20 protein-coding genes and 2 pseudogenes are annotated in these 20,941 nt (G+C 60.2%); 12 read left to right on the top strand and 10 right to left on the bottom strand.

The genetic code is table 11. The features are described from left to right. Window positions 1-134: 134 nt before the first annotated feature. The 7 genes and pseudogenes from cyoA to ACPW75_RS12750 all read left to right on the top strand — a co-directional run. Entirely contained in the window at window positions 135-1,205 is a 1,071-nt protein-coding gene (gene cyoA, locus ACPW75_RS12780; protein ID WP_081398611.1) for a cytochrome o ubiquinol oxidase subunit II, read from the top strand. After that, entirely contained in the window at window positions 1,205-3,181 is a 1,977-nt protein-coding gene (cyoB, locus tag ACPW75_RS12775; protein ID WP_041217880.1) for a cytochrome o ubiquinol oxidase subunit I, read from the top strand. Before cyoA ends, cyoB begins: the two co-directional genes overlap by 1 nt. Before the next feature lie 4 nt (window positions 3,182-3,185). Beyond that, window positions 3,186-3,797 (top strand): cytochrome o ubiquinol oxidase subunit III, encoded by a 612-nt coding sequence (locus ACPW75_RS12770; RefSeq protein WP_077097612.1) that lies wholly within the window; start codon window positions 3,186-3,188, stop codon window positions 3,795-3,797. Further along, window positions 3,797-4,126: a cytochrome o ubiquinol oxidase subunit IV gene (locus tag ACPW75_RS12765; protein WP_005302933.1), complete on the top strand. Its 330-nt coding sequence runs from the start codon at window positions 3,797-3,799 to the stop codon at window positions 4,124-4,126. Before ACPW75_RS12770 ends, ACPW75_RS12765 begins: the two co-directional genes overlap by 1 nt. Before the next feature lie 11 nt (window positions 4,127-4,137). Then, on the top strand, window positions 4,138-5,034 hold the full coding sequence (gene cyoE / locus ACPW75_RS12760; protein ID WP_005302932.1) for a heme o synthase: 897 nt from the start codon (window positions 4,138-4,140) through the stop codon (window positions 5,032-5,034). A 166-nt stretch (window positions 5,035-5,200) separates the two neighbouring features. Continuing rightward, window positions 5,201-6,562, top strand: coding sequence for an MFS transporter (locus tag ACPW75_RS12755; RefSeq protein WP_113994564.1), 1,362 nt, complete (start codon window positions 5,201-5,203; stop codon window positions 6,560-6,562). 109 nt (window positions 6,563-6,671) lie between these two features. Next, window positions 6,672-7,176 (top strand): annotated as a pseudogene (locus ACPW75_RS12750) (IS1595 family transposase); the annotation flags it as partial. A gap of 6 nt (window positions 7,177-7,182) precedes the next feature. Here ACPW75_RS12750 and torS read toward each other — a convergent pair. Continuing rightward, the gene (gene torS / locus ACPW75_RS12745; protein ID WP_113994565.1) at window positions 7,183-9,996 is read right to left on the bottom strand and encodes a TMAO reductase system sensor histidine kinase/response regulator TorS; all 2,814 of its coding nucleotides are present in this window, start codon (window positions 9,994-9,996) and stop codon (window positions 7,183-7,185) included. Between the two features lie 70 nt (window positions 9,997-10,066). On the opposite strand from torS, the gene torT reads away from it, so the two are divergent. After that, window positions 10,067-11,113, top strand: a complete 1,047-nt coding sequence (torT, locus tag ACPW75_RS12740) for a TMAO reductase system periplasmic protein TorT (RefSeq protein ID WP_024945047.1) — start codon at window positions 10,067-10,069, stop codon at window positions 11,111-11,113. Between the two features lie 37 nt (window positions 11,114-11,150). Next, entirely contained in the window at window positions 11,151-11,555 is a 405-nt protein-coding gene (locus tag ACPW75_RS12735) for a GFA family protein (RefSeq protein WP_016351423.1), read from the top strand. Window positions 11,556-11,591: 36 nt separating this feature from the next. Here ACPW75_RS12735 and torR read toward each other — a convergent pair whose 3' ends face one another. Continuing rightward, window positions 11,592-12,305, bottom strand: coding sequence for a two-component system response regulator TorR (gene torR / locus ACPW75_RS12730; protein WP_016351422.1), 714 nt, complete (start codon window positions 12,303-12,305; stop codon window positions 11,592-11,594). Between the two features lie 145 nt (window positions 12,306-12,450). Here torR and torC point away from each other — a divergent pair, with 145 nt between their 5' ends. From torC to torD, 3 genes are all read left to right on the top strand, one after another. Continuing rightward, window positions 12,451-13,617, top strand: a complete 1,167-nt coding sequence (torC, locus tag ACPW75_RS12725) for a pentaheme c-type cytochrome TorC (RefSeq protein ID WP_005343495.1) — start codon at window positions 12,451-12,453, stop codon at window positions 13,615-13,617. 27 nt (window positions 13,618-13,644) lie between these two features. Next, window positions 13,645-16,137 carry a trimethylamine-N-oxide reductase TorA gene (gene torA / locus ACPW75_RS12720; protein WP_113994566.1) on the top strand — a complete coding sequence of 831 codons (2,493 nt, stop codon included), beginning with the start codon at window positions 13,645-13,647 and terminating at the stop codon, window positions 16,135-16,137. Between the two features lie 99 nt (window positions 16,138-16,236). Further along, entirely contained in the window at window positions 16,237-16,896 is a 660-nt protein-coding gene (gene torD / locus ACPW75_RS12715) for a molecular chaperone TorD (protein ID WP_024945044.1), read from the top strand. A gap of 33 nt (window positions 16,897-16,929) precedes the next feature. Here the strand turns inward: torD and ACPW75_RS12710 are convergent. The 8 genes and pseudogenes from ACPW75_RS12710 to radC all read right to left on the bottom strand — a co-directional run bounded on the left by ACPW75_RS12710 (window position 16,930) and on the right by radC (window position 20,668). Further along, window positions 16,930-17,307, bottom strand: a pseudogene (locus ACPW75_RS12710) (type IV toxin-antitoxin system YeeU family antitoxin). A 189-nt stretch (window positions 17,308-17,496) separates the two neighbouring features. After that, window positions 17,497-17,817 (bottom strand): hypothetical protein, encoded by a 321-nt coding sequence (locus tag ACPW75_RS12705; protein ID WP_113994567.1) that lies wholly within the window; start codon window positions 17,815-17,817, stop codon window positions 17,497-17,499. Between the two features lies 1 nt (window position 17,818). Further along, window positions 17,819-18,361, bottom strand: coding sequence for a hypothetical protein (locus ACPW75_RS12700; RefSeq protein ID WP_016351418.1), 543 nt, complete (start codon window positions 18,359-18,361; stop codon window positions 17,819-17,821). Between the two features lie 79 nt (window positions 18,362-18,440). Then, a complete protein-coding gene (locus ACPW75_RS12695; protein WP_016351417.1) occupies window positions 18,441-18,803 on the bottom strand; it encodes a hypothetical protein in 363 nt (120 codons plus the stop codon). Then, complete coding sequence (locus ACPW75_RS12690) at window positions 18,800-19,015, bottom strand: hypothetical protein (protein WP_016351416.1); 216 nt, start codon at window positions 19,013-19,015, stop codon at window positions 18,800-18,802. The genes ACPW75_RS12695 and ACPW75_RS12690 overlap by 4 nt, the downstream gene beginning before the upstream one ends. Next, window positions 19,015-19,521 carry a hypothetical protein gene (locus tag ACPW75_RS12685; RefSeq protein WP_016351415.1) on the bottom strand — a complete coding sequence of 169 codons (507 nt, stop codon included), beginning with the start codon at window positions 19,519-19,521 and terminating at the stop codon, window positions 19,015-19,017. The genes ACPW75_RS12690 and ACPW75_RS12685 overlap by 1 nt, the downstream gene beginning before the upstream one ends. Window positions 19,522-19,631: 110 nt before the next feature. Next, window positions 19,632-20,174 (bottom strand): hypothetical protein, encoded by a 543-nt coding sequence (locus ACPW75_RS12680; protein ID WP_016351414.1) that lies wholly within the window; start codon window positions 20,172-20,174, stop codon window positions 19,632-19,634. Then, a complete protein-coding gene (radC, locus tag ACPW75_RS12675) occupies window positions 20,171-20,668 on the bottom strand; it encodes a RadC family protein (protein WP_016351413.1) in 498 nt (165 codons plus the stop codon). Before radC ends, ACPW75_RS12680 begins: the two co-directional genes overlap by 4 nt. Window positions 20,669-20,941 lie beyond the last annotated feature (273 nt).

Below are 20,941 nucleotides of genomic sequence, written 5' to 3'. Positions count from 1 at the left end.
ACATGCAACACACAGAAATCGCAATCCACACACAAGTGAAAGATTAATTTTTCATGTTGTTCACATCCCCCCCGGGTGAAATAGAATGCTGCGTTTTTCTTACAACTTTAGCCCTGCGAAGATGAGGACATTGCATGAGACCTTTTGATGTAAAGAGGGGCTTGGGCGCTTTGCTGTTGCTCGCGACTGCCGGCTTGCTGAGCGGCTGCGACATGGCTCTGATGAGCCCCAAGGGACAAGTTGGTCTGGAGCAGAAGTCACTGATACTGACCGCACTCGGCTTGATGCTGATTGTGGTGGTGCCGGTGATCGTGATGGCGGTGGCGTTCGCTTACAAATACCGAGCGTCCAACACCAAGGCCACCTATGCACCGGACTGGGCCCACTCCAACAAGATTGAAGCGGTCGTCTGGACCGTACCTGTCATCATTATCGCCATCCTGGCGGTGATCACCTGGAAAACCTCCCATTCTCTGGATCCCTACAAACCGTTGGAATCCGAGGTGAAACCGATCCAGGTCGATGTCATCTCCCTTGACTGGAAATGGTTGTTTGTCTATCCGGAACTGGGCATCGCCTCGGTCAACGAGCTGGCATTCCCGGTCAACACCCCGGTCAATTTCCGGGTGACTTCCGACACCGTGATGAACTCCTTCTTCATTCCCCAGCTGGGCGGCCAGATCTACGCCATGGCGGGCATGCAGACCAAACTGCACCTGATCGCCAACGAGGCAGGCCAGTACAAGGGCATCTCGGGTGGCTACAGCGGCGCCGGTTTCTCAGGCATGAAGTTCAACGCCATTGCGACGCAGGATCAAGCCGGTTTCGACGCCTGGGTTGCCAAGGTGAAGGCCTCCTCCAAGGCGCTCAACACCATGGATGAGTTCAATGCCCTGGCCAAGAAGAGCGAAAACCACCCGGTGGAGTATTTCGCCAGCGCCGATCCCAAGCTGTTCGTCAACATCATCAACAAGTTCATGGGTGACATGAAGCACGGCGAGCACGCCGCCATGCAACACGGCGAAAAGCAGGCCGCGATGTCCCATGACGAGTCCATGAGCCACGAGGGGATGGAGCATGACGCCTCCATGAACCACGCAGACATGGCGCACGGCGACGCCATGCACCATGAGGCCCAGGGCGAGCAGATGGACCACGCCGGCCACATGCCGGCCGACAAGACTGTGAAAGCGGGTACTAACTGATGTTTGGAAAATTAACACTCGACGCTATTCCGTACCATGAACCCATCATCATGGTCACGATAGCCGGTATCATTCTGGGGGGCCTGGCCGTCGCCGGGCTCATCACCTATTTCGGCAAGTGGCAATATCTGTGGAAAGAGTGGCTCACCTCGGTGGACCACAAACGCCTCGGTATCATGTATCTCATCCTCGGCATGGTGATGCTGCTGCGCGGCTTTGCCGATGCAGTGATGATGCGTACCCAGCAGGTCATGGCCTCGGCTGGCGGCGAGGGCATACTGCCACCGCACCACTACGACCAGATCTTCACCGCCCACGGCGTCATCATGATCTTCTTCGTGGCCATGCCGCTGGTGATCGGTCTGATGAACATAGTGGTGCCGCTGCAGATCGGTGCCCGTGACGTCGCCTTCCCCTTCTTGAACAACCTGAGCTTCTGGTTCACCGCCGCGGCCGTGGTGCTGATCAACGTCTCCCTCGGGGTTGGTGAATTCGCCCAGACCGGCTGGCTGGCCTATCCGCCCTTGTCGGGGCTGGAGTTCAGTCCGGGGGTCGGGGTCGATTACTGGATCTGGAGTCTGCAGATCTCGGGTCTGGGGACCCTGCTGACCGGGGTGAACTTCTTCGCCACCATCATCAAGATGCGCGCCCCTGGCATGACCATGATGCGCCTGCCGGTGTTCACCTGGACCGCCCTGTGCGCCAACGTGCTGATCATCGCCTCTTTCCCGATCCTGACCGTCACCATCGCCCTGCTCACCGCAGACCGTTACCTGGGTACCCATTTCTTTACCAATGACATGGGTGGCAACATGATGATGTACATCAACCTGATCTGGGCCTGGGGTCACCCCGAGGTGTACATCCTGGTACTGCCGGTCTTCGGGATCTTCTCCGAAGTGGTGGCGACCTTCTGCAAGAAGAAGCTGTTCGGTTACACCTCGCTGGTGTGGGCGACCATCGCCATTACCGTGCTCTCCTTCATCGTCTGGCTGCACCACTTCTTTACCATGGGGTCGGGCGCCAACGTGAATGCCTTCTTCGGCATCACCACCATGATCATCTCCATCCCGACCGGGGTGAAGATCTTCAACTGGCTGTTCACCATGTACCGCGGTCGCATCGAGTTCACCTCACCCATGCTGTGGACCGTCGGTTTCATCATCACCTTCACCGTGGGTGGCATGACCGGGGTACTGCTCTCAGTGCCGGCCGCCAACTTCGTGCTGCACAACAGCCTGTTCTTGATCGCCCACTTCCACAACGTCATCATCGGCGGCGTGGTGTTCGGTTGCTTCGCCGGTATCACCTACTGGTTCCCCAAGGCGTTCGGCTTCAAGCTGGATGACACCTGGGGCAAGCGTGCCTTCTGGTGCTGGATCACCGGCTTCTTCGTCGCTTTCATGCCGCTCTACGTACTGGGCTTCATGGGCATGACCCGTCGCGTCAGCCAGAACATCGATCCCGAGTTCCACGGCTGGCTGGTGGTGGCTGCCTGCGGCGCCGGCCTGATTGCGCTGGGCGTACTGTGCCAGGTGATCCAGATCGTGGTCAGCATCCGCGACCGCGAGAAGAACCGCGACCTGACCGGCGATCCCTGGGGCGGTCGTACCCTGGAGTGGTCCACTTCCTCGCCGCCCCCCTTCTACAACTTCGCCATCGAGCCGAAGATCAAGGGACTGGATGCGTTCTGGGAAGCCAAGCAGGACGGTTCCGCTTATCAGCAGCCCAAGCACTATGACCCGATCCACATGCCGAAAAACTCCGGTGCCGGCGTCATCATCGCCGCCTTCAGCGTGGTGTTCGGCTTTGCCATGATCTGGCACATCTGGTGGATGGCCATCGCCGGCTTCGTCGGCATGATCGCCACCTGGATCATCCACAGCTTCAACGATGACGTGGACTACTACGTGCAGGTTGACGAGATCGAGCGGATCGAGCGTCAGCATTTTGAAAATATCAACAAGGTGGCTTAATTCCATGGCGACTGACGTTCTACATCACACCCAGGGTGCCCATGAGGATGGGCACCATGATGCCGGTGCCAACAAGGTATTCGGCTTCTGGATCTACCTGATGAGTGACTGCATCCTGTTCGCGACCCTGTTCGCGACCTATGCGGTCCTGGTCAACGGCACTGCCGGCGGTCCGAGCGGCAAGGACATCTTCGAATTGCCGTTCGTGTTTGCCGAAACCATGCTGCTGCTGCTGAGCTCCATCACCTTCGGCTTCGGCATGCTGGCCATGAACAAGAACAAGGTAGCGGCGGTCAACACCTGGCTGTTCATCACCTTCCTGTTCGGCGCCGGCTTCATCGCGATGGAGATCTATGAATTCCATCACCTGATTGCCGAGGGCTACGGTCCGGATCGCAGTGGCTTCCTCTCTGCCTTCTTCACCCTGGTGGGCACCCACGGTATCCACGTGACCAGCGGCCTTGTCTGGATCATCGTGCTGATGGTGCTGGTCGCCAAGAAGGGGCTGACCGATCGCAACCGTACTCGTCTGATGTGCCTGAGCCTGTTCTGGCACTTCCTCGACGTAGTGTGGATCTGCGTCTTCACCGTGGTCTATCTGATGGGGGTCATGTAATGAGCCATTCCGTTGACAATCACGGCGCCAGCCACGGCAGCGCCAAGAGCTACCTGATCGGCTTCGTGCTGTCCCTGATCCTGACTGCGGTGCCGTTCTGGATGGTGATGGACGGCTCCGCTTCCCACACCACTGTGCTGGCCACCGTGGTCGGCATGGCGGTGGTGCAGATCTTCGTGCACCTGGTCTACTTCCTGCACATGAACACCTCGTCCGAGGAGCGCTGGAACCTGGTGGCACTGATCTTTACCGTGCTCATCATCGCCATCGTGGTCGTGGGTTCCCTGTGGATCATGTACAACCTCAACATCAACATGATGGTTCACTGAGCAGGTTGGCAATGATGATGAAGCAATACCTGCAAGTGACCAAGCCGGGCATCATCTTCGGTAACCTCATCTCGGTTATCGGAGGATTCCTGCTGGCCTCCAAGGGGAGCCTGGATGTGCCCCTGTTCATTCTGACCATGGCTGGTGTATCACTGGTGGTCGCCTCCGGTTGCGTGTTCAACAACTACATCGACCGGGACATCGACTGCATCATGGAGCGCACCAAGAACCGTGCTCTGGTGAAGGGTCTGATCGCCCCCGGCGTATCGCTCTGGTACGCCACCGCGCTCGGCATTGCGGGCATTGCACTGCTCTACTTTGCGGCCAATCCGTTGGCCGCCCTGCTGGCGGTGCTGGGCTTCATTGTCTATGTGGGGGTCTACAGCCTCTACATGAAGCGTCACTCGGTCTACGGCACCCTGGTCGGCAGCCTCTCCGGCGCCGCGCCGCCGGTCATCGGCTACTGCGCGGTGAGCGGTCAGTTCGACTCGGGGGCACTGATCCTGCTGGCGATCTTCAGCCTGTGGCAGATGCCGCACTCCTATGCGATCGCCATTTTCCGCTTCAAGGATTACCAGGCGGCCAACATCCCGGTGTTGCCGGTGGTGAAGGGGATCCCGGTGGCCAAGCTCCACATCACCCTCTACATCCTGGCCTTCATGGTGCCGACCCTGATGCTGTTCCTCGGCGGTTACGCCGGCTACAAGTATCTGGTGGTGGCTACCGCGGTCAGCGTCTGGTGGCTGGGGATGGCGCTGTCTGGCTACAAGGCGGCGGTGGATGACTCCCTCTGGGCACGCAAGCTGTTCATGTTCTCCATCGTCACCATCACCTGCCTCAGCGTGATGATGTCGGTGGACTTCCAGCCGGAGGCCGAGCCTGCGGTGCTGGTGAGCATGCTGCCCTGATAGTGTGAGTTGTGCCCCTAAATGCATGAAATCCAGAGCCGGGAACCTTCCCGGCTCTGTTATTATGGGGCCGCCCCGTCGGGCACTTTTCCCCTCTGTCGGGTGTGGCATGGCGCGTGTCGGCCACCCCTTGAGTCTTCCTTTTCCCTGACCTATCGAGGCCATCATGAATGATTTCACCATGACGAGGGGCGAGCGCCGTGCCACCTGGGCGCTCGGTTCCGTCTTCTCGCTGCGCATGCTCGGCATGTTTATGGTGCTGCCGGTGCTGACCACCTACGGCATGTCGCTGGCGGGGGCCTCCGAGGCGCTCATCGGCCTGGCCATCGGCATCTACGGCATGACCCAGGCGCTGTTCCAGATCCCGTTCGGCCTGCTCTCCGACAAGGTGGGCCGCAAGCCTCTTATCGTCGGCGGCCTGCTGATGTTTGCCCTCGGCAGCGTGATCGCGGCGCTGACCCACTCCATCTGGGGCGTGATCCTCGGCCGTGCCCTGCAGGGGAGCGGCGCCATCTCCGCTGCCGTGATGGCGCTCTTGTCGGATCTCACCCGCGAGCAGAACCGCACCAAGGCGATGGCCTTCATCGGGGTGAGCTTTGGCATCACCTTCGCCATCGCCATGGTGACCGGCCCCCTGATCACCCATGCGCTGGGGCTCTCCGGCCTGTTCTGGCTGATCGCGCTGCTGGCGCTGGGAGGCATCGCCGTCACTCTCTGGCTGGTGCCGACCCCGAGCGGCCACCTGCTCAACCGCGAGTCCGGCATGGTGAAGGGGGGAATGCGCACCGTACTGACCAACCCGCGCCTGCTCAAGCTCAACTTCGGCATCCTCTGCGTGCACACCCTGCTGATGTCGAGCTTCGTGGCGCTGCCACCGCTGCTGGAGCGCGCCGGCTTGCCCCGTGACAGCCAGTGGCAGGCTTATCTGGTCACCATGCTGATCGCCTTCGTCAGCGTGGTGCCGTTCATCATCTATGCCGAGAAGCGCAGAAAGATGAAGCGGGTGTTCCAGATCTGCGTGCTGGTGATGCTCGTTGCCGAGCTGGTGCTCTGGCAAAGCGGCCTGCAGCTGTGGGGCCTGCTCGCCGGCCTGCAGATCTTCTTCATCGGTTTCAACGTGATGGAGGCGCTGCTGCCCTCTCTGATCAGCAAGGAGTCGCCCCCCGGCTACAAGGGCACCGCCATGGGGATCTACTCCACCAGCCAGTTCATCGGGGTGGCCATCGGTGGCAGCCTCGGCGGCCTGCTCTACAGCCTGGGCGGCGGCGCCCTGGTGTTTGGCGGCTGCGCCGCGCTGGCCCTGGTCTGGCTCGGGGTCAGCCTGACCATGGCCGAGCCCCCCTATGTGAGCAGCCTGCGCATCGTGTTGCCGGAAGGGGTGGCGGCCGACGCGGTGCTCGAGCAGAAGATCCGCGCCTGCGACGGGGTGAGTGACGTGCTGCTGGCCGCTTCGGATCGCTCCGTCTATGTGAAGGTGGACAGCAAGCGCCTGAGCCGGCGCGATCTGGAGTCGCTGGTCGCCGCCTGAGAACGCCTGCCTGCATGAGAAAGCCCGCCAATCCTGAAGTGAACCCTTAGTGTTGTGTAGTAATGCACTGCTGGCGTTGTGAATCGCCCCGGCCTCTCTAGACACTTTTGAGTCGTTCAAAGGACAGCCGGATTACCCCGCCCGGCCCGCCATCGTGGAGACAAAGGCCGTACCCGGGGGACAGGGCTGGATTACATCCCAGTCATGGTGGTGCAAGACCGAGCAGGCCACCTGGCTGACTTCCAGTTGGAACGGCTGAATGCCAGGGCAAGTGAAGGCGGTGCTTCAGCCGCTTATCGCCCCGTATGCCGTCCTGTGCAGCGATGGTGCCGGGGGTGTATGCGAGTTTCAGCGAGGGACTGGGGATAACACACCAAGTGGTGCGCAATCGTGCAGGAGAGCGGGTGGTGGGTGCATATCACATCCAACATGTGAACGGGTACCACAGGCGATTGAAGGAGTGGATGGAGCGGTTCCATGGGGTAGCGACCCACTATCTGAGGAATTATCTGGGTTGGCGCAGGATGTTGGAGCGCTATGGGCGGGAAGTGAATATCTCACGTTGCTTGCATGAGGCGCTGGGGCGCCCCATGCAACACGTAATTGGGACATAGCCTAATTTATGGGGCTTCATGATTTGCTTCGAGCCAACATTCTAAGTTTCTGACGGCTACTTTAAATGTTGTTTCCAGTTCGACAGGATTTCCAATAGCTGATTCTAAGTCTGAGCAATGTTTCGCAAACATATCAAGACCAAGGCTTAAGGCGCTTCCTTTAAGTTTGTGTATCAGCGATGCCCGTTCTTTAGGCTCGCTTGCTATAATTTCAGCAATAATAATCGTACCTTGTGTTTCAAATAACTCGATGAGTTCCCTTATTTTCACCATACCGAGCAGAGGCAAGTCGGTATCCAACACTGGATTGATGTTCCAGTGCCTCATAGGATTGGTCTCGACCGGCGCCATTTTGGCCTGTGGTAAACTCTTATCCTGAAACTGACGAACAATGGCTGTTGCCAATGCGGCCAGCCGCACCGGCTTGCCGACAAAATCGACAAACCCGGCTGCAAGGCAGCGGCGGATATCCTCCGGATACATCTGGGCCGAGATGGCGATTGCAGGCAACGGGCGCTCATGCATCTCTTCACTGATGGCAGCCAGATCCTCGCGCAGGGTCATCCCGTCCATATCGGGCAGGTTGATATCGAGCAGCGCCAGCTCGAAGGGGCGCTCGGTCACCAGCGCCAGCGCGCTGCGACCATCCTCCGCCAGGGTGACGCGATGGCCGAGGCGGGTCAGCATGCCGTGCGCCACCAACCGGTTGATCTCGTTATCCTCCACCAGCAGGATGTCGCGGGACTGACCAAGGTGCAGCGGTTGCGCCTCGGCAGGCAGCTGGGCGCTCGAGCGTTGCAAGGGTAGGCTGAAGCTGAATTCACTCCCCTTGCCCGGTTCGCTAGCTAGGATAAGCTCGCCCCCCATGGCGGCCACCAGCTTGCGGCTGATCGCCAGTCCCAGCCCGGTGCCGCCCTGATGGCCCATATCGCGCTTGCGCTGGTGAAACGCCTCGAACACCGCCTCCTGTTCATCGGCCGGAATGCCGGGGCCGGTATCGCGCACCACGAAGCGGATGCAGGGCTCGGCGCAAGGGCCTTGGCAGACAAGCGGCGCTACCATCAGGGTAATCTGGCCACGGGCGGTAAACTTGACTGCATTGCCGAGTAAGTTACCGAGCACCTGCCGCAGCTTGCCCAGATCCCCCTCGACCACAGGCGCCAGCTCGGGTGCATATTCCAGCGCCAGGGTGACCCCCTTGGCCGCTGCCTTTGGCCGAAACAACGCGCTGAGCTCATTCACCAGCTGGAACAGGGGGAAGGGTTCACGGCGTGCCTCCACATGGCCTGCCTCGATCTTGGAGTAGTCGAGAATGTCGTTGAGGATCTCCAGCAGGGATTCGCCGCTATGCTCGATGGCGGCCAGATAGCGCTGCTGGGGCTCGCTGAGGTGGGTATCTTCCAGCAGCGTCAGACCGCCCAGAATGCCGTTCATGGGGGTGCGGATCTCGTGGCTCATGGTGGCGAGAAACACCGACTTGGCCCGGTTGGCCTGCTCGGCCTCGGCGCGGGCCTGCCGCTGCTTCTCCACCTCCTCATTGAGCCGCTCGTTGGCGTGGCTGAGCTGGCCTGTGCGCTCCTCGACCCACGACTCCAGCTCTCGCTGATAGCGGCCCAGCTCCACCGCATTGTCACGAAACACCTGCAGGGCCCGTCCCAGCTCCGCCAGCTCATCACGCCCGGTGCTGGCGATCGGCTCAAGGGGAGCCAGATCTCCGCGCGCCAACCGGCTCATCCCCGCCACCGCCCGTTGCAGCGGCCAGACGATCCGGCCATAGACCATGCGCCACATCAACAGCATCAGCAGTACCAGCGTAAACAGGCCAATGCCCATCAGCGCCTGCTCCAGTAGCCTGAGGCGCTGACTTAACGCCTGCTGGCTCTGCCCCAGCGAATCGCGGGCACGGCTGACCAGCTCACCGACCTGCTGGTTGAGGCTGCTCATCAGGGCTTCATTGGCATTGGCCAGCACCTGCAGCGCCTCCCCCTTGCCGAGCCAGTCACTGCGCAGTTGCACCAGCTTGTCGCTCTGCGCCAGCACGGTCAGCGCCTGTTCCACCGCCTGCCGGCGAGCCGGATCGGTCACCGCTCCGGCCCGCAGTTGCAAGATGGCCAACTCCCGCAGCCCCTCTTGCAATAGCGTTTGCAATTGTTCTTGTCGATCGCTGCGCCACATCTCTTCGATGCGCTGTTGCTGCATCAGGGTGCGATGACGCAGCTCGGTCATCTGCTCCTGCCAGTCGAGATCCTGCTCCAGCAGGCGGTCCAGCGTCCGGGCCGCCTGCACGCCTTGCTGTTGGTAGAGGGAACCCAATCCCGCCACCATCACGGTTTCGGCGTTCTCCATCTGGCTGCGTGCCAGCTCGGCAATCTGTCCGGCCGCCGCCACCAGACGGGCCCGCTGCGCCTCCCCCTGCGTCATCAGGGTCAGGCGCTCTCCCACCAGCCAGCCCTGCTGACCCAGATTGCCGATGATGCTCTGACTGAGCTGATCGAGGCTTGTTGAACCCTGCCCACGGCCAAGTTGTGCCAGTACCTGTTGTAGCTGTTGTCCCTGCAGGGTGAGCAAGCGCCCCTGATGCTCCCGCTCCTGCTCGCTGGTCGCGGTGGCCAGCAGCCGCGACGCGCTCTGGACCTCGCTGCTGAGACGAGAGAGCGTGCGCGCCAGCTCCTGGTCGGCCAGAGTCTGCTGCACCCCTTGCTCCAGCTGGCGCAGATGGCTAAGCCCCACCCAACCCAGCAGGGAGGCACTCAGTGTGAGTAATGCCATCAGGGAGAAGGCCAGCAGCAACTTGCCACCCAGGCCGGAAAAGATTCTCACGGTAAGTCCCTTGGTTGTGGTCGGCTTTGACCGGATAATATGGCCCAACACTTTAACAAAACCTCTGACCATGCGAAGCGTCTATCTCTCCCCGTTGTTGCTGATCTGGTTGCTAATGCTTCCCCGAGCCACTCTCGCCTTTGCGGTGGATCTCTGGCCCAGCGGTGAATTCAGCGGCCAACCGGTACGCCAGCAGTGGCCGGAACCCGCCGCCGCAACCAAACCACTGACCCTCTGTGCCCTCTACCCCCATCTGCGCGACGCCTACTGGCTCTCGGTCAATCAGGGCATGGTGGACGAGGCGAAGCGGCTGGGAGTCAAGTTGCAGATCCATGAAGCGGGGGGCTATGGCGCCCTCGCCGAGCAGCGCCAGCAGTTGCAGCGCTGCGTGCAGGAAGGGAGCGACGCCATCTTGCTCGGCGCGGTGAGCTATCAGGGCTTGCGCGAGGCAATCAAGGTCACGCCGCTGCCGGTCTTTGGGTTGGTCAACGATCTACCCAGCGGTCTGGTGCAGGCGAAGGTGGGGGTCTCCTGGTACCAGATGGGGTGGCAGATTGGCCACTGGCTGGCGCAGCGCCACCCCGCAGGCAGCAAACCGGTCTCGGTCGCCCTCTTCCCCGGCCCGCAAGCGAGCGGCGGCAACAACTTCGTCGAGCCGGGCTTTGCCGATGCCATCAAGGGGAGCGCCATCAAGCTGGTCACCACCGAGCGCGGCGACAACAGCCGGGAAATCCAGCGTACCCTGGTGCAGAAGATGCTGGCCCGCTATTCCGACCTCGACTATCTGGTGGGGGGCGCCATCGCCGCCGAAGTGGCGGTCAACGAGCTGGCACAGCGCCATCTCGACAGGCCCCAGGTGCTGAGCACTTACTTCAGCCACGGCGTACAGCGGGGCTTGCGCCGGGGCAAAATCCTGGCCGCCAACAGCGATCAGATGCGGCTGCAGGGGCGCCTTGCAGTGGCTCAGGCGGCCTGCCTGCTGCAACACCCTGATGCCAGTGCCGAGCAGTGCCCGCGGGTGATGGGGCCACCCATTCTGACGCTGTCTGCACCACTGGCTGATCCCGCCGATTCCCTCTCGGATGGCGCTTTTCGTCCCGTTTATCGGGTCGAATAGCCGTCCAAAATCCGATTAGCACACTCAAGGAGAAGAGATGAAAGAGTTACATGCCAGCTGCCTGTGCGGCGCCGTCGCCCTGACCCTGCCGGATCAGTTCGACTATATGGGGAACTGCCACTGCAGCGAATGCCGCAAGTTTTCAGGGGGTGATTACGCCTCGGTCGGCGGACTGGATGGCAACAAGGTCACCATAGTGAAGGGGGAAGAGGCCATCGGCCGCTACCGGAAATCGGCAGAGACCACCCTGGCCTTCTGTCGTCACTGCGGCTCCAGCCTGTTCAGCCAGAAGAGCAGCAGCGGCAAGATCAACCTGCGCCTCGGGGTGCTGGACGATGTGCCGAGCCAGCGGCCCGCGTTTCACATCTTTGTCGGCTCCAAGGCCCCCTGGCACCAGATTGGCGACGACTGCCCGCAATTTGAAACTCGCCCGCCGGTCTGATACCCGGCCAAACAGGCCAAGGCCACCGCAACGGGGTCAGGAGGCTATCTCGCCGGCAAACAGATAGCCTTCACCGTGGATGGTGACAAACAGCTGGGGATCTCGCGGATCTACTTCCATCTTGCCGCGCAGCCGCCGGATCAACACGTCTATGGTACGATCGCTCGGGCCATCGCCACGATGGCTGATGAGAGTCAGGATCCGCTCCCGACTGAGCACCCGCCCGGCATGGGCGACAAAGGCCACCAGCACTTCATATTCAGCCTTGGTCAGACGCACCGGCACCCCATCCTTGCTGAGCTGGCGGCGGGGAATGTCAAAACGCCAGGGGCCGAAGCGCACCGCATCGTCAACGACCGCAGGCTCGCTCGGCGCGGCGGCCGACAGCGAGATCCGCCACAGCAGATTCTTGACCCGCACCAGCAGTTCCCTGAGCTCGAACGGCTTGGTGACATAGTCGTCGGCCCCCATCTCGAGGCCGACAATCCGGTCCACCGCATCACTGCGGCCGGTGACCAGAATGATCCCCACCGTGCTGCGCGCCCGCAGTTCACGGGTTAGCAGCAGACCATCTTCCCCCGGCAGATTGATATCCAGCATCACCAGATCGACCGTCTGTTCCGCCAGCACGGCGCGCATCTCCTGGCCGTTTTCGACCGCAGTCACCCGATAACCCTCCCGCTCGAAATAGCCGGTCAGCTTCTCGCGGGTCACCGCATCATCTTCAACAACCAGAATGTGGTAGCTCATGGGCAGGGTTCACGAAGGTCGACAAGGGAGGATTATTCTATTCACATTTTGTCATAAATACCCCTATTTCATTAATTTGTGGCGGTAACCCTGTTCACAACACCTCCCTATCATGGCTCCCATCAAAAAAGTGATGTGAGAGAGCATGATGAAAAAACTGTGGCACTTCCTGCGCACCCCCAGCCGTCGCTGGTCGGTACTGGCGCTACTTCTGGTGGGCGTCGGCGTCACCCTCGCGGGCACCGTCGGCCTGCACTATGGTTTTGAGAAAACCAGCAGCCTCGAATTCTGTATCTCCTGCCACTCCATGAAAGACACCGTCTATCCGGAGTACAAGGAGTCCATCCACTTCAAGAATGCCTCCGGGGTACAGGCGGTCTGTACCGACTGTCACCAGCCGAAGGACTTTGTCGGCAAGGTGGCCCGCAAGATGGAGGCAGCCAACGACCTCTATCAGGAGTACATAGGCCACAGCATCGACACCCAGGAGAAGTTCGAGGACCGGCGCCTGCATCTGGCCGAGAAGGTGTGGGCTCGGATGAGCAGCCAGAACTCCAAGACCTGCAAGTCCTGCCACAGCTACGACAACATGGATCACGCCAAGCAGTCCCCGGCAGCAGCGCTGGCGATGAAAGATGCGGCGGCGAAGAACATGAACTGCATCGAGTGCCACAAGGGGATCGCCCACGAACTGCCCAACATGGCGGGTGGCTTCCGGGCCACTTACGCCACCTTGGTCAACGACGCGCAAGAGGCGCCAGCCGCCGAGACCCTCTACAACTTGGGTGAAAAAGATCTCTATGCCAGCGAACAGAGCACCGACCCGGTCGGCAAACTGCTGCCAGCCTCCCGCATCGACGTCGTAGACCGCAGCGGCGATCGCCTCAAGGTGACCATCGAAGGGTGGCGCGAGAGCGACGGCAAGGGCCGGGTGCTGAGCGAATACATGGGCAAGCGGGTCTTCGTCGCCACCATCCGTGACGAACTGAAAGCGAGCGAGAAAGTGCTCAAGCAGGAGACCGACAGCGCCACCCATATCAAGTGGGAACAGGTTCAGGTGCAGGCTTGGGTCGATGGCAAGGGCTTTGAATCCTCGCTCAAACCGATCTGGGATTACGCCGGCGAGATGTACAAATCCACCTGCAACTCCTGCCACGGCGCGCCGGATCCCGCTCACTTCACTGCCAACGGCTGGATCTCGGGACTCAAGGCGATGTCTGCCTACTATCGCCTGAGCAAGGAAGAGGAGCGCACCCTGCTCAAATACCTGCAAAACCATGCCGCCGATACCGGTGGTCAGGGCAGCCACTAAGTCCGGATTCGAAAGAGGAATAACAAGATGATCAATATTTCCCGTCGTGGTTTTCTGGGTGGCTTGCTGGCCAGCGGTGCCTCTGCCCTGATCGGCCCCTCCCTGCTCGGTCGCGCCGTGATGGCCGCCGAGTCCGGCGAAAAACTGGTGCAGTCCGGCTCCCACTGGGGCGCCTTCCGCGCCCGGGTGGTCGATGGCCGCTGGGTCGAGACCCTGCCGTTCGAGCATGACAAGCATCCGACCGAGATGCTCAAGGCCTTGAGTGAAGTGGTCTACAACCCCTCCCGCATCCGCTACCCCATGGTGCGACTGGACTGGCTGCGCAAGGGCCACCAGTCCGACACCAGCGAACGCGGCCAGAACCGCTTTGTTCGGGTCACCTGGTCACAGGCGCTCGATTTTTTCTATCACGAGCTGGAGCGGGTGCAGAAGACCTATGGTCCGAGCGCCCTCTATGCCGGTCACTCTGGCTGGCAGTCAGTGGGCAAACTGCACTCAGCTGGTGCCATGCTGGGACGCGCCATGAACCTGCACGGCACCTATCTGGCCAAGGCCGGTGACTACTCCACCGGTGCCGCCCAGGTAATCCTGCCCCACGTGGCGGGCGCCATGGAGGTGTATGAGCAGCAGACCTCTTGGCCGCTGGTGCTGGAGCACAGCAAGACCATCGTTATCTGGGGCTCCGATCCCATCAAGAACCTGCAAGTGGGCTGGCTGGTGCCGGATCACAGCGTCTACGACTATTGGGCGCAGCTCAAAGAGAAGGTGGCCAAGGGCGAGATCCGGGTGATCAGCGTCGATCCGGTCAAATCCAAGACCCAGAAATACCTCAACTGCGATCAGGTGACCCTGAATCCGCAGACCGATGTGCCGCTAATGCTGGGCATCGCCCACACCCTCTACAGCGAGAAGCGCCACGACGAGGCGTTCCTGAAAGACTACACCACCGGCTTTGACAAGTTCTTGCCCTACCTGCTGGGCACCAGCGATGGTCAGGTAAAGGATGCCGAGTGGGCCGCCGCCATCTGTGGCGTACCAGCCGAGACCATCCGCGAGCTGGCCCGCGCCATGAGCAGCGGCCGCACCCAGCTCATCGGCGGCTGGTGTGTGCAGCGCATGCACCACGGCGAGCAGTACGCCTGGATGCTGGTGGTACTGGCCTCGATGATTGGCCAGATCGGCCTGCCGGGGGGCGGTTACGGCTTTGGCTGGCACTACAACGGGGCGGGCACCATCACCTCCAGCGGCCCCATCATGTCCGGTTTCAGCTCGGTCATCCCCGGGGTCAAGCCGCGCCATGACGGCGACTGGAAGGGCTACTCCAAATTCATTCCGGTGGCCCGTTTCGTCGACTGCATCCTCAATCCGGGCAAGCAGATCGCCTTCAACGGCCAGACCATCACCTACCCCCACATGAAGATGGCGGTGTTCTGCGGCAACAACCCGTTCCACCACCAGCAGGATCGCAACAAGATGGTCGCCGCCTGGCGCAAGCTGGAAACCGTGGTCAGCATTGACCACCAGTGGACCGCCAGCTGCCGCTTCGCCGATATCGTGCTGCCCGCCACCACCACCTATGAGCGCGATGACATCGAACAGTGGGGCTCCCACTCCAATGCGGGCATTCTGGCCATGTACAAGGTAGTGGAGCCGCTGTTCGAGGCGCGTGATGACTACGACATCTTCGCCGATCTCTGCCGTCGCTTCGGTCGCGAGGCCGAGTTCACCGGTGGCAAGAGCAAGCTGGAGTGGATCCAGAGCATCTATGACGACGCCCGCCTGCAGGGCCGCGGCATCGGCATTCGTCTGCCCCGTTTCAGCCAGTTCTGGCACGGGGAAGGCTTCGTCACCTTCCCGGCGGGCCAACCCTGGGTACGCCACGAGTCGTTCCGTCAGGAGCCGGATCTAGAACCGCTCGGCACCCCGTCCGGCCTTATCGAGATCTACTCCAAGACCATCGCTGACTACGGCTATGGGGATTGTCCGGGTCACCCGGTCTGGATCGAGCCCTACGAGCGCTCTCACGGCGGGCCGGGCAGCAAACAGTATCCGCTGCACCTGCAATCCTGCCACCCGGACAAGCGGCTGCACAGCCAGCTCTGCTCCTCCGACAACTACCGCGCCACCTACACGGTACAGGGTCGCGAGCCAGTCTATATGAATCCACAGGATGCCAAATCCCGTGGCCTCAAGGACGGCGATCTGGTGCGGGTATTCAACGGCCGCGGTCAGGTATTGGCTGGTCTGGTGGTAAGCGATGATTACGCCCCCGGCGTGGTACGCATTCAGGAAGGTGCCTGGTATGGTCCGCAAGAAGGCGGCAAAGTAGGTACGCTCTGTACCTACGGCGATCCCAACGTGCTGACTGCCGACATCGGCTCCTCCAGCCTGGCGCAGGCCACCACGGCCCATACCGCGCTGGTGGAGATCGAGAAGTTCCGCGGACAGGCTCCCGCCGTCACTGCCTTCGGCGCGCCGGAATCTGCCAAGGGCATCGACCCCATGTTCCCGGCACTCTGACCCCAAAGGGACGAAAGCGCCCCCTTGAGTTTTCTTTATTTTTAACGTCGTTAGAATCGGGAGCCTCTATGGCTCCTGATTGCCATCCACGGAGGAAAAATGCAGGAATTTATGGCTACCAGCGAACGCCGGGCCGAACTCTACTGGTGGTTCTCCACCCTGTTCGCCGCCGAGCTCAGTGATGAGCAGATCGCCGAATATGACACCTATGATGTACGAAGCTTCCTGAAAAGCCTCTCCACCCAGGATCCAATGCGCGAAGCCGTGGCCGAACTCAACGACGCCATCGCGCGCCTGCTGGTGCGCCCGGATCGCCAGCTGGAACTGGCCGCCGACTTCGCCGGCCTGTTTCTGGTGGATCCCAAACAGGGCGCCCTGCCCTACGAATCGCTCTACCGCGGCGAGGCCAAGTTGCTGATGCAGGCCCCGATGACCGAGATGCAAGCCCGCCTCGATCGCCTTGGTATCAATGTCAGCGATAAATACAAAGAGCCTGCGGATCATCTGGCCATCGAGCTGGATCTGATGGGCAATCTCATCATCCGCGCGGCGGAAGCCAAGAGCGCGGCCGAGCGGGAACGCTGGCTCGACGAGCAGGAAGCGCTGCTGCACGGCCACCTGCTGGGGTGGTTCGACAAGTTCGAAAGCGCCTGTCGCGCTGCCGACCAGTTTGGCTTTTATGGCGCCAGTGCACACTTGCTTGGATTGTTTCTCAAAATGGATACCAATTACTTGGATGAGCTCAAATATGTGTATTAATGCCATGAATGGATGAGAACAATTGAAATAATATTACTCAATAGAGCCAATTACGATATAGAGGTAACTATGGCTGCAGAAGGTATCAGCTTCACAGGGGACCCCATCATGCTTGATTGTGATGCATTGCTGACGTTGGGCGTCCAGTTCACCGGCCAGTAACTTGGTCTCCAGTTGTTTGATAATGACTGCAAAGGCATTGTCGAGCCTATCTATATTTCCTTTAGTCTATTTGCCGATCAGACTGGTTCGCTCGGATAAAAAATCGAATCGGTAGCGGCTCTGTATCAGACGATCGCCAAAGCGTGGTGAGATCTCATGCGGCAGACCCCAGCTGATGCTGGAAGGCAGTGTGAAAGCTTGGATCTCAGGAATGTGAATGTGTGTGGCAGGACATGTGGGATGGGGCATGGCCATAGGTTGAGCAGATGCAGCCTGTTATGCTCGGGGGCATCGCGATGCACCTCGAGCCTGTTGATAAGGCAGGTTGTGTTCGGTGACCCCAATGATGCAAAGGGCCAGCCTGTGAGGGCTGGCCCTTTATGCTGTTTGGGGATAAACGAGACGGAGGGGTGTCAACGAGCGATGTCAGTCGTCTCATTAATAACCGCTAGCCATTGAGCCGGTCCAGCAAGAGCAGTGAGCCGTACTGGGCCACCAATCAGTCTGGGCGCAGGCCGTTCTGCTGGGCTTATTTTCAGGTATTTCGTAACGCGCTGTGAGCCAGCCGCCGAGCAGGGCGATGCGGTAGCTGCTCGGGATGTGGGTGAGCGACGTCTCTATGCCCCTCCCGTGAATCAGGAAGGGCACGGCCTGGCCGCCGATGTCGATATCCATGCGTTGCCCCTTGGGCTCGAAGGTAGTGTGTTCCCCGGTTTGCGGATGTTTGCCGGGCACCTTGATAGTGATGTTCTTTGCCATCTCACACCTCCGGTTTGGCTTCAAAGTGGTGGGTCACAACGCCTACGTCCGGGTCGATACTGATAAACGCAGGGGCTTGCTGGTAGTACTGGTAGAGCCGCGCCAGTTCAGAGCGAAACGCCTCGACGTTCGGTGCTATCACATGGCAGGTATCCCCTTCGGCGTAGGTAAAGGTTTCGAGCTTCTCTGTGTGAATCCAGATGCCGAAATACCATGCATCTTCCTCGGTGTCGTATTGCTGCCAGCCCTGGGCCAGTAGTGTTCGGTCGTAGTAGTAGCGGTCTGCCTGATGGCTCCCTCGGTCGATGCGGCAACCCGTCACGGTGAGTTCAAACGGGATACAGCCCGCCTTGCGGGCCTTCTTGACCCGGTGCAGTAGCTTGAGGGCTTTGGCTCTGCTACGGCCATTACCTAGCGAGTGTGGTTGTGTGGCCCGCAATGCCAAGTGGGTCATTATCTTCGGGGCGGTGTTGTGGTTGAGCTGACCGATGGCAGCAGTGATCTGCCGAGCGGACAGGGTGTTGTAATCACGTAAGTCATGCATGGTGGGGTTTCCTTAAAATGCAAACAGCCCCTCGGAGTGAGGGGTTGTATGGGGTCTTGTTTGTGCTGGTGGCCGTGGCTCAGGTGTGACTACTCCAATCCGGCTTGTCATTACTACCGTGGTTGACGTAGGCCCCGACAATTACCCGTTGCCACTCACCGACCGGCTGACCCGCTGCATTACAGGAGCAGCGAAAGCGTGCGAAGTTAATCTCTCGTGGCAGGTGCTCACGCATATCCCGTGGGCTGACAAAGAGCGTGGTCTTGTGCAACACCGGGTTGGGCGCCACCAGCGGGCCTGCAATACGCCGCCCCTCCACATCGTGGGCATAGGCAAAGCCCGGCAGCATCAACTGCTGACTGATGAGCTTGGCGAGTCCTGAATGGGCACACATGGCCTCCGCTACGGCGGCTTGGCTAAAGCTGTCGTTGAACTCAATCATTGTTGTTTCTCCATTTCAGCTGGTGAACGGTAGGCCGCTGCAAGCAGCGCAAACTGTTCGACCAGATAACTGATATTGATGCCCAGTTCATCGCTCACCGCATCTCCCAGACGATGATGCAGGTGTGCCATGTCATCGGCGATGCGCTGAGCCAGGTGGGCGCTTGAGTTCGATAGTGAGCTTGTCACCGTCAGGGTGATGGAGAGAACCATTACATCTCTCCCCAGGGTGCTTGCTCCCACAGTGACAGCCGGGTCAGCACGTCTTGCGCCAGCGCCTGCTGCAACTGCTGTATTACTTTTACAAGCCGGGGAGCCTGCTCGGTGCTCCCACTCCATTCGCTCGATTGGTACAGGGTGCAGCAGGTGAATTTGTACAGCGCCACCAGCTCGCTATCGGTGAGCGATTCCTGGTGGTAATGATGGGCAGGTTTAAGCGGACTCAGCTTGTTTGAACGGTGCTGGCGCGGTTCCTTGCGTTCCTGCTGACGTCCTAGCTGATAGCGATGCCAGACCGCCCGCCGATTGGCGAGCATCATCAGTCGCACTAACCGGTCAACCCGCCACGTCCAGGTACTGGTCGTGCCTGCTGGCGGCAGCCACCAGAAGGATCGCAGCAACTCAAGGGTGTAGTGCGGTGGCATGGGGGCATTGCAAAAGCGGTGCAACTGTACGGCAAAGGCCAGGTAATCCTGGCGGTCGATCATGAAGGCAGACATGGTAATAGCTCCTTGAAATGCAAAAGGCCACCTGCAGTGAGGTGGCCCTTTAGGTGATATCGGGATATCCGGATCGTGGCGCTGATGATCCAGGTTTGGGGATGCTGGCGTTATTCGTGCACCAGTACTGCGCTTGGGTGAGCCACATCGAACAGGATGGCGTAGAATGCACAATCAATGCCATTGACGGCATCGTGGTGCGGGAAATAGGGCGGTGTGTCTCGGGATCGCTCGAAGTAGTCGCCAAAGTAACTGAGGCAGTCACGGATCTCGATGGTGGATCCCCGCGGCAAGGTCTCTTCAAACTGCTTGGCATAAACCTCGTCGTCACAGGCCTTGGTGACGGCCTTCTCCAGCAATGTCAACGCCTCCTCGTTGCTGGCGGCTGCCAGGCTATGACGCAGTTTGCCTAGGGTTTCCTCCAGAGAATAGGGATTGGGTAATCGCATGGTGTTTGTCTCTTCTTGGCGCAGCTGATGGAGCTGTGCATCAATGGCCTCGATACAGTCAGCCTGGGTGAGCCGGTAGCAATTGGGCTGATGAGCCACGATGGTGGGTTCTGCTTGCATCTCGACGTTGTCTGTCAGCCAACAGCGCAACTCGATGAGGATATCGAGGGCGGTGAGGTGTGATTTCGCTGAAGTAAGGTTCATAGCAGACCTCGCTCGACCAGCGAGACGACTCCCTCGGCACCGACCACCAGATGGTCAAGCAATCGTACATCGACCAGCGCCAAGGCCTCTTTGAGGGCTTGGGTGAAGACCCGGTCTGAGTGACTGGGCTCCGGGTCACCGCTGGGGTGATTGTGGACTGCGATGATGGCCCCGCAATTGAGTCGCAGGGCACGCTTGACCACTTCCCGTGGGTAGATGCTGGTACTGTCCAAAGTGCCACGAAACAGCTCCTCAAAAGCCAGTATGCGATACTGGGAGTCAAGGAACAGTGCGCCAAACACTTCGTGCTCCCGGTCCTGCAGCAGGGTTTGCAGCCGCTTGGCGGCCTCGGTGGTGTTGGTGATGGCGGTGCCTTTGGCCAGTCGCTTGCGAGCAATCTGGTTGGCGATACGCAGCAGGTCTTGCTCGGTCACCGGCTCGGTGACGACATAAGTGCCGGGGCATTCCCCAGCTTTGAGTTTGTGGTAACGCATGGTGGTCTCCAGAAAAAGAAAAACCCCGGCAGCGCGAGGCATCCCGGGGCTAAATGCAAAGAGGTTGTTGGTTCACTTTGAAGGTAGTTCAGTTGGCCTGGGTGGTGACGCCTTCCCTAGCGGTGGGTTCCTGCTTCATCGGTATCAGCGATGCCGGGGACCTGCACGGTGAGGGGGCTGCGAGCGCAACGCTCAGCCGTTCCGCCAGTTGGTAGGCGGTACCGATGGCGTCGTAGTCAGCGACCCAGGTGGCCAAGGCCAGCCCGCTGGTTT

It is taken from the genome of Aeromonas sp. FL131, assembly GCF_049860615.1.
GTDB classification, from domain to species: Bacteria; Pseudomonadota; Gammaproteobacteria; order Enterobacterales; family Aeromonadaceae; genus Aeromonas; species Aeromonas hydrophila.
Note: the sequence above shows the minus strand (reverse complement) of the source record. Positions and strands in the feature narration are given on the sequence as shown.